Below are 9,879 nucleotides of genomic sequence, written 5' to 3' on the forward strand. Positions count from 1 at the left end.
CAAAATGCACAACGGGTATTATTAGTTAAAAATCTATTTTTATAAACGAATGCAATCAAGTGAATTTTTTTTTGTAACTTGCTGATGCAAACGAATGTAACGTGATTCTAAGGTACAACAATTGGTACAACAAATCAAGGATTTCAATGCGTTAGAGTACTTTAAATTGAAACTTTAACATTCTATAAAACCTTATAAATAGGCAATTTAGAGAAAAATAGTATTGTCATATTATGTTTTCGGATAATACATTTATATCCGAATCTAAAATTTGATTAATCATTTCACTATTCAAAACAAACCCATTCAACGAAATCGCATTTTCTTCGATCTGAACCGCATCTTTCATCGCATCTTTTACTTTCATTTCGATCAACGCATTCGATTAAAAACCTTCCCTTCTACTTCTAAATTTGCAGCATTAGAAACCGCAACTTCTTCTTTCGCATCAGCAGCCAATTCTGCATTACTTTCTGAACCTTTGTATTCATTACAACTTGCGATAGAAGCACCTATAAAAAGTGCTAAAATAATTTTTCTAATAATGATGTTTTTTAATGGTTGATTTAAAATTAGTTGCATCATTTTTCAATCATTCACCAAAATCCTTTTCTTTTACTTGTTTATTATTTTACAAATACAAGCTATTTATAATCAATTGTTTAATTTTATTTTTCAAAGATTTATCTTGAAATAATTTTCAGAAATTCAAAAGATTAAAGATGTTTGTAAAAGATTTAGTTTACTTTTAACTGATTTGTTAATTATTGAAAAGAAAAAATGAAAGTGATTAAGCCAATTTTCCTAAACTTATTACTAAGTTCTGTTGTTTTTGGACAACGAGCAGAACAACCAAAATCCGAAACGTATCCAAAAAATATCTTCCAAAATCCTTTAGAAATCACCAATTATTTGGCTGGTAATTTTGGAGAATTACGTGCCAATCATTTCCACGCTGGGCTTGATATCAAAACGCAACAACGCGAAGGTCTGAAAGTAAAAGCGGTTGGAGATGGTTACATTTCTCGTATTAATATTTCGCCAACAGGATATGGAAATGCTCTTTATATCGATCATCCAAATGGATATACTTCTGTTTATGCGCATTTGAGAGAATTTACACCAGAATTGCAAGAATATGTCCGCAAACAACAATATGCGAATGAAACGTTCAAGATCGAAGTGCATCCAAAACCAAACGAACTTCCTGTTAAAATGGGCGATTTGATTGCGCTTTCAGGGAATTCTGGAGGCTCTGGTGGTCCACATTTACATTTCGAAATTCGTGATACCAAAACGGAAGAACCAATTAATCCTTTTTATTTTGGTTTTGATTTGCCTGATACACGAAAACCATCTATTTTAGGTTTATATGCTTATCCTATTTATGGCGATGTGAATCAAAAAACCAATCGAATTGTTGTGGCAAATGGTGGAACAATTTCTGCTTCTGGTGCAATAGGTTTTGGTGTAAAAGCGTATGACAAGCACAATGGAGCAGAAAATAATAACGGTGTTCATCAAATAAATATTTATGTGAATGATGAACCTATTTATACGTTTACTTCTAGTCGTTTTTCGTTTGATGAAGCGCGAGCTATAAATACAGTTTGCGATTATGGCGATATTCAGAAAAATAATAGCTGGGTGTACCAAGGATTTGTAAAAAATGGAAATCCTGTCAGAATGTATTCTAACTTAAAAAACAATGGAATTTTAGAGCTTGAAGATGGAAAATCATACAAAGTAAAAATTGATGTTTCTGATTATGCAGGAAATTTATCTTCGCAATCTTTTACAGTTAATGGAAAAGCATTTGTAGACTCTGCAAAACTTCCTGAAACAAATCCAATGTTGTGGAACAAAGAAAATCATTTCAAATCTGATGGAATCGAAATATTTTTTCCTAAAAATATCTTTTACGAAGATTTTGATTTAGCTTATAAATTCTCGAATGGTAAACATTGGGTGGGCGATTATTATATGCCAGTTCATCAAACTTACACGTTAGCAATAGAACCTACTGTTGATATTCCGACAGCACAATTAGACAAAGCTGTTATTGTGCGCGAATATCAAAAAAGAGGCGCTTGGAAAAAAGATTATTTAACAACAGAGCTCAAAAATGGAAAGCTTGTTGCAAATCCAAAAGATTTTGGCGTTTTTTCTATTTTAATTGACAATACTAAACCGACAATTACTCCGTTAAATATCAAATCAGATAGTCAATTTACTCAAGCTAATGCTATTATCAAATTTACAATTGATGATGCACAATCTGGGATAAAAGATTATAAAGCTTATATCGATGGTAAGTGGGTTTTAGCCGAATATGATCAAAAAATTAAACGATTATCGATTAATTTGAACAAAGAACAGATTTCGGTTGGTGACCATCAATTAGAATTAAACGTGAAAGATGAAAAAAACAACACAGCAACGTACTCTACAACATTCAAAAAGATTTCTTAGTACCATAAGTTTATCTCTTTTGGGTGGAATTTTATTTGCTCAAACTGCGCAAATTAATGGTAAAGTTGTCGACGAAAATAGAATTCCAATTAGTGAAGCTGAGATTATTGTCAACGATCAATCTTATTTTACGGATCAAAATGGTAATTTCAAAATAGATATTCCATCAAACTCTTCCGTTACCGTAACTTTTAACAACAATGGTTATCATTCGTTTGCACAAACATTTACGCTAAAAGATAAAAACAAGAAAGAAATTTTTGTTCAATTAGTTCCTGATCAAACCAATGCGATTGAATTAGGTGAAGCAACAATTTCTTTTCAATCTAATAAAAATAAACCTTTGCAAAGTACCGTTTTGAGTGCTGCGCAAATGCAACAAGGACCAAGTTTGACTGGCGGAGTTGCCGATTTATTGAAAACGTTACCTTTCGTAAATTCGAATACAGAATTGAGTTCGCAATATATGGTTCGCGGAGGAAATTATGACGAAAATTTAATTTACGTTAACGGAATCGAAGTTTATAAACCTCAATTGATTCGTTCTGGCGAACAAGAAGGTTTAGGTTTTGTAAATCCTGCGATGACGCAATTTATCAACTTTTCTGCTGGTGGTTGGGAAGCAAAATACGGCGACAAAATGTCTTCTGTTTTAGATGTTACCTACAAACGTCCCACTAAATTTGAAGGACAATTAGAAGCAAGTTTAATGGGCGGAAGTTTGACATTAGGCGGAGGTTCTAAAGACAAAAAACTTTCAGCAATTGTTGGAGCGCGCTATCAAAACAGAAATTTAGTGTTGAATACCTTAAAAGGTGATACCAATTTCAATCCTGAATATTACGATGTACAAGCCAATATCAATTATAAATTAAATGATAAATGGAATGTTGCATTTTTGGGAACAATGTCGCGTTCGCGCTACGAAATGTTTCCTATAAAACGTGAAACTTATATCAATACAATGGATACGCCGTTGTTGCTAACTGTTTTTTATGACGGAAAAGAAGATGATAAATTTGCGACAGAAACAGGAAGTTTATCATTTACATATCAACCAAATTCTAAAGTAGATTTAGGGTTAGATCTTTTTGCTTATCATTCGAAAGAGCGCGAATATTTTGATATTCAAGGTTCTTATTTCATTTCCGAAGTAGACGAAAAAGGCTTTGCAACTTCTACGAATGATGTTGGTTCGCAAATCGATCATGCACGAAATAATTTTGATGCGTTGGTTGCTGGAATTCAACACAAAGGAAAATATAAGATCAATGGAAACAATGATATTGAGTGGGGTGCAAAATTTCAACAAGAAGATATTCGTGATTTATTAGGTGAATGGCAAGCAATCGATTCGACAGGATATGTTGTGAATCCAAATCCAGGAAATGGTTTGAATTTAAGTTATTATGTGAACTCTAAAAATAATTTAAAAACAAATCGTATTTCAGGTTATGCGCAATATACGAGCAAATTTATGTGGAATGATTCAAAAGTATTGTTCAATGCTGGTGTGCGTACGGCTTATTGGGATTTTAACGAAGAAACAACTATTTCGCCTCGTGCTCAAATCGCTGTTAAACCAGATTGGGAAAGCGATATGTTGTTCCGTATTTCGACAGGTATTTATTATCAACCTCCCTTCTATCGCGAAATTCGTCGTTTAGATGGTTCTTTGAATAATAAAGTAAAATCGCAACAATCAATTCATTTTATATTTGGAAACGATTACGAATTCAAATGGATGGATCGTCCGTTCAAATTAACAACTGAGGTTTATTACAAAATCTTAAACGATTTGAATCCGTATTATGTAGACAATGTAAGAATTCGTTATACGGCAGATAATAACTCCAAAGGTTATGCGTATGGACTTGACATGCGTTTATTTGGGCAGTTTGTTCCTGGTATAGATTCTTGGTTCTCGGCTTCGTATGCGAGAGCTTATCAAAATATTGATGACAGAGGAAATATTCCATTACCAACAGATCCTCGTTTCAAATTATCTGCATTTTTCCAAGATTATATGGAGTTTTTACCATCTTTCAAAGTGAATGTAAATTTGATTTATGCTTCTGGTTTGCCAAATGGAGCACCACAATTTGTAGATCCTTACCAATACCAAACAACGTTGACAGATTACAAACGTGTTGACATTGGTTTTGTAAAAGAAATTATTAATCAAAAAGAATTGAAACCATCAAAAGGAACATTCTGGAGTAATTTCAAAGAAATTTCAATTGGTGTAGATGTTTTCAATGTATTTGATATTAAAAACGAAATCAGTAATTCATGGATTCGCGACGTAAATTCGAGTGCAGTTTACACAATGCCAAATTATTTGACAGGACGTTTCTTGAATGGAAAGATTAATTTTAAGTTTTAAAACTATTCAAAATTAATATTAGGATAAATTAATTCTTATTAATAATGGATTTTCAAAAATATATCGGTTATATCATCATTCCAATTATATTTATTTTTTCAATTTTACCTATTTTTTTCATGAACAAGAAAATAGGTAAAATAAAATATTTAAAGACTTATAGTTTTATATTTTGGTTATTTTCATTTTTACTATTTTTCATATCATTAAATGAAATCTTTGAAAATCAAAACTTAAAAGGTTTTACTTTTTTCAATTTTTATAAAACTTTAGAATATTATTTTTTATGGATTTTACTTCCATTTTGGATATTTCCAATTTCAATTATATCAGGAATATTAACTCCATTTATTCTATATTTAAAAAGTAAGAATAATAAAAGAAATAAGGTATACTAATTTTTTTCCAAAAAAATGGAAAGACAAAAAGATAGGCTAAGATAATTGTAAAGAATAAAATGTTTTTTTTATACGCTCTTTGTCAAGTTGAATTCATTTCAACTTCGCATCCTCAAAGTAAAACTCGCAAGATGTGTTTCTGAAACAAGTTTAGAATAACACTTTGATAAATAAGAAAATATTATTTCATCTAACTTCTCGATACAATTTTCTTTGAAAATCACTCGAAGTGACGAAATTTAATTCTACTAAAACTCAAATCAAAAAAACTTTATACATTTACCGAAGCACTTCTCGCGACAGAAGTGCTTCTTTTTTATTTAAAATCTGACAAAACGACACATAATGGGCATTGGCAAACTATTTGATTCAATCAGAAACAAAAAAACTAATAAGAATATGTCTGACCAAAATATACACGAAGAATTAGAGAACGAGAATCTTCAAGAAAACGTTCAAGAGAGTGACAACACTGTAGAACAGCCACAAGAAGAAACTGCTAGAAAGTCAGAATTAGAAATTGTTAAGGAACAATTAGCAAAAGAAAAAGACCAATATTTACGTTTATTTGCAGAGTTTGACAACTTCAAAAAACGTACTTCGCGCGAACGTATGGACATTTTCAAGACAGCAAATAAAGAAGTTATTACGTCTTTATTACCTGTTTTAGATGATTTTGGACGAGCTTTAAATCAAATTGAAAAGTCTGGAGACGACAGCTTACATCAAGGTGTTGAATTAATCAATAATAAATTAGTAGAAACGTTACGTGCAAAAGGTTTGAAAGAAATGGAGACTAAAGCTGGAGACGATTTCAATACTGATTTTCACGAAGCAATTACTCAAATTCCTGCTCCAACAGAGGATTTAAAAGGAAAAATTGTAGACGTTGTAGAAACGGGTTATTTATTAAATGATGTGGTAGTTCGCTACGCGAAAGTTGTTGTTGGATTATAATTTAGATTAAGAAAATGTCATCAAAAAGAGATTATTACGAAATATTGCAGGTCGAAAAATCTGCAACATCAGAACATATCAAGAAAGCCTATCGTAAACTTGCCATCAAATATCACCCTGACAAAAATCCTGGTGACAAAGAGGCAGAAGATAAATTTAAAGAAGCTGCAGAAGCTTACGAAGTTTTAAGCGACGACAACAAACGTGCACGTTACGACCAATTCGGACATGCAGGAATGGGCGGAGCTGCTGGCGGAGGATTCGGCGGTGGCGGCGGAATGAATATGGAAGATATTTTCTCTCATTTCGGCGATATCTTTGGAGGCGGAGGATTCGGTGGTGGATTTGGAGGTCAATCTCGTGGTCCACGTCGAATGAAAGGTTCTGATTTGCGTATTCGCGTAAAATTGAACTTAGAAGAAATGGTTAACGGTTGCGAAAAGAAAGTAAAAGTTAAACGTTTTAAACAAGCAGATGGCGTTACATCTAAAACATGTCCATCTTGTGGCGGTTCTGGACAACAAGTTCGTGTTACCAACACATTTTTAGGACAAATGCAAACTGCTACAACTTGTGGAACTTGTCAAGGAGTAGGAAAAGTTGCAGACAAAATTCCTTCGGGAGCAAATAATCAAGGATTAATCAAAGTTGAGGAAACAATCGATCTTAAAATTCCTGCTGGAGCAAGAGAAGGAATTCAATTGCAAGTTCGTGGAAAAGGTAACGATGCGCCTTTTGATGGTATTCCTGGTGATTTACTTGTTTTGATTGAAGAAGAAGAACACGACACTTTGAAACGTGATGGAAACAACTTACATTTTGATTTGTATATTTCTATCCCAGATGCTGTTTTAGGTGCTTCTAAAGAAATTCCGACGGTTAATGGAAAAGTAAAAATTAAAATTGACAAAGCAACTCAATCAGGAAAAGTATTACGTTTAAAAGGTCAAGGTTTACCAGATTTGAATGGTTACGGAAAAGGTGATTTATTTGTGCATGTTAACATTTGGACACCAACTCATTTATCGAAAGACCAAGAGGCGTATTTTGAAAAAATGAGAGACGATGATCATTTCTCACCAGAACCTTCGAAAAATGAAAAATCATTCTTTGAACGTGTGAAAGATATGTTTCAGTAATTGAAAAATATATAACAAAAAAATCCATCTCAAATGAGATGGATTTTTTTATTTATCATTAAGATGATAGTTATTAATCTACAATAATCTTATTAGATTGATTTTTCGTTTTAACGATATAAACTCCTTTAGGTAGTTTATTTAATCTAACTTTAGAATTATTTGTTACATTTTGAATCGTTTGAACCAATTGTCCATTGATAGTAAAAATTTGAATTGTTTCTTTATTTTCAATTCCATTGACAACAAATTCATGATTTTTAACTGGATTAGGATAAATAACTAGTTTATTATTTTGTTTTTTAACCTCATCTGTTGCTAATTTTTCGTAACAAGTCCATGATAAATTATCAAAAGAAACACGGTTATTTGAAGTTTCATCTATCAACTCAATTACAACATCTCCTTCAACATTAATATTATCAATTTTTGTTGTTTTAGCTGTTTTAGAATAAGGTATTTGTCCTTTTACTTCTCCATTAATTTTTAATGTATAAAATCCATCAGAATCTGCAAAAGGAAGATATGTTTTTACTGATAAAGAACCTATTCCTCCAGAAATTGTAGATGATTTTAAATTTCCTTTTCTAATACAAATTGCTTTATTACTATCTCCATCGATATAAATTTGTTTGTCTGTTCTTGCATTTGTTGCAGTCCACACAATTCCTCTATTCGACCAAGTTCTATCTGTATAAGATGATGCTGGAGGTGTACTTCCTGTAGATGGAATATTTTCAAAATCCTCTGTTCCACAGCTTGTTCCTTCTCCTGAACCTCCTCCTATATTAGATTCTTTTGTTGTTACTTGAATTGCAGTACTATTATCCGATTTATTTCCAGCTGCATCTTTTGCAACAACATAAAAAGAATAAGTTGTTGAAGAATTTAATCCAGAAACTGTTCCGTTATTACTATAAACAGTTGTATTATATGTATTGTCTACATAAATATCATATCTATTAACACCTACATTATCTGTACAAACTGTCCAAGTTAACGACACACTTGATGGCGTAATCGTTGTTGAAGCTAAATTTGTTGGTGCAGTAGGTTTTTCAGTATCCTCTTCAGAACCTCCTTCTTCACCAAAAGATTCTGGCCAATTATTTTGCGCTTTAGGACCTCCCCAAATAACAGTTGCTAAATATGGATTATCGATAAATGGATTTCTATTTCCTTGAACATTCGCTACAACATTATTTCTTTGAATTTCAAATTGCGAAACAGGATCTTCTACATTCCATTTCAAAAGAATATCAGGGAAATCTGATGAATATGTACTTGGTCCAAAAGTAATGTTAAGAGGTAAAGTTCGTTTGTCATAACGTACATACATATACATTAAAATTCTCGCAACATCTCCTTTCCATTCATCACCTGGATACCAACCACCACGACTCGTTTTCATTGCCATTGCTCCTACTCCATCATCAAAAAGCAAACTTCCACGAGTACTATTCAATGTGACATCAGCAGGACGTAAATGATGTCCATCTGATCCAGGTCCAGAAGTTCCTAAATTTGGTGTTCCTTTAGATTTTGCATAAACATGCTCTCTATTCCAAGATCCTGAAAAAGCACGACTTCTTTGATGTGTACCAGAACTTTGAGATCCATAAACCAACAATAAATTAGATGGATTTTGAGGATTGGCATCACTTGTTTGAAATAAATTTTTCAAACCTGCTGAATAAGAAACATTTTGCTTATGAGTATCAGTAATTAATTTAGCAAAATCATTTTTCAACTCATTCTTCGTCTTGCTAAAATTAATGCTCGAGTAATACGCAGGTGCTTTTTGAGCTTGTGCGAATAATGCTAAAGCAAATGATAAAAAAGTAAATTTCAATTTCATTTTTATAACAATTATTTATTTAATAGTATAACTTCCTTGTTTTCATAAGAAAGCCTTAATGTGTAATTTTTCATTATCAAGGGAATTTGTTTTTTAAACTCCAAAAAATAGATTTTTCCAAATTGATAAAACCTCGCATTTATTTCTTCTTTCAAATGTATAGAAGTAACATTCACTTCTATCTCATCTATTAAAAATGGTTTTTCTAACCAACTTAAATTTTGTTCTTCAAAACAGAGTACGTCCGTAAAAAGACCTGGATGATTTTTTCCTTGCCCTACAAAAATTCTATTTTCGCGTTCATCAATTCCAATCACATAAACCGGAAATTCTTTTCCGCTAACATTTAAACCTTTTCGTTGTCCTATTTCAAATTTTTCTATTCCAGTATGTTCTCCTACAATAAAACCATCAAACAAAGAATAATTTCTTTGGTTTACCTTCCACGAAAGTTCTTCTTCTTTTGATCGAAAAGATGGTTTTTCTTTATTATAAATAGAAGAATTTTTTGGAATCTCTGCAATTTGACCTATTTTCACTTCAATTAATTTATTTTCTCCTTTCCAAAAAAGGAAAGATAACAAAGATAGAATGTTAATGTTAACTAAAAGTTAAAAATTAAATTTTTATTTTTAAAATATTAACATCTTATAAACAAAAAAGGGATTT

8 protein-coding genes are annotated in these 9,879 nt (G+C 31.8%); 4 read left to right on the forward strand and 4 right to left on the reverse strand.

Annotation, left to right across the window (positions count from 1 at the left end):
- Positions 1 to 226 precede the first annotated feature (226 nt).
- On the reverse strand, positions 227 to 367 hold the full coding sequence (locus B4E95_RS04060) for a hypothetical protein (protein WP_291090118.1): 141 nt from the start codon (positions 365 to 367) through the stop codon (positions 227 to 229).
- Between the two features lie 5 nt (positions 368 to 372).
- Entirely contained in the window at positions 373 to 585 is a 213-nt protein-coding gene (locus tag B4E95_RS04065) for a hypothetical protein (RefSeq protein ID WP_291090121.1), read from the reverse strand.
- 195 nt (positions 586 to 780) lie between these two features.
- On the opposite strand from B4E95_RS04065, the gene B4E95_RS04070 reads away from it, so the two are divergent.
- The 4 genes from B4E95_RS04070 to dnaJ all read left to right on the forward strand — a co-directional run bounded on the left by B4E95_RS04070 (position 781) and on the right by dnaJ (position 7,352).
- Positions 781 to 2,472 (forward strand): M23 family metallopeptidase, encoded by a 1,692-nt coding sequence (locus B4E95_RS04070; RefSeq protein ID WP_291090124.1) that lies wholly within the window; start codon positions 781 to 783, stop codon positions 2,470 to 2,472.
- Positions 2,420 to 4,858: a TonB-dependent receptor gene (locus B4E95_RS04075; RefSeq protein WP_291090127.1), complete on the forward strand. Its 2,439-nt coding sequence runs from the start codon at positions 2,420 to 2,422 to the stop codon at positions 4,856 to 4,858. Before B4E95_RS04070 ends, B4E95_RS04075 begins: the two co-directional genes overlap by 53 nt.
- Positions 4,859 to 5,655: 797 nt before the next feature.
- Complete coding sequence (locus B4E95_RS04080; protein ID WP_291090130.1) at positions 5,656 to 6,213, forward strand: nucleotide exchange factor GrpE; 558 nt, start codon at positions 5,656 to 5,658, stop codon at positions 6,211 to 6,213.
- A gap of 14 nt (positions 6,214 to 6,227) precedes the next feature.
- Positions 6,228 to 7,352: a molecular chaperone DnaJ gene (gene dnaJ, locus B4E95_RS04085; RefSeq protein WP_291090133.1), complete on the forward strand. Its 1,125-nt coding sequence runs from the start codon at positions 6,228 to 6,230 to the stop codon at positions 7,350 to 7,352.
- 73 nt (positions 7,353 to 7,425) lie between these two features.
- Here the strand turns inward: dnaJ and B4E95_RS04090 are convergent, their stop codons facing one another.
- Positions 7,426 to 9,210, reverse strand: a complete 1,785-nt coding sequence (locus B4E95_RS04090; protein ID WP_291090137.1) for an endonuclease — start codon at positions 9,208 to 9,210, stop codon at positions 7,426 to 7,428.
- 11 nt (positions 9,211 to 9,221) lie between these two features.
- A complete protein-coding gene (locus B4E95_RS04095) occupies positions 9,222 to 9,749 on the reverse strand; it encodes a tRNA methyl transferase PRC-barrel domain-containing protein (protein ID WP_291090140.1) in 528 nt (175 codons plus the stop codon).
- Between the last annotated feature and the right edge of the window lie 130 nt (positions 9,750 to 9,879).

The sequence above is a fragment of the Empedobacter sp. UBA7494 genome (genome assembly GCF_002478465.1).
Lineage (GTDB): Bacteria > Bacteroidota > Bacteroidia > Flavobacteriales > Weeksellaceae > Empedobacter > Empedobacter falsenii_B.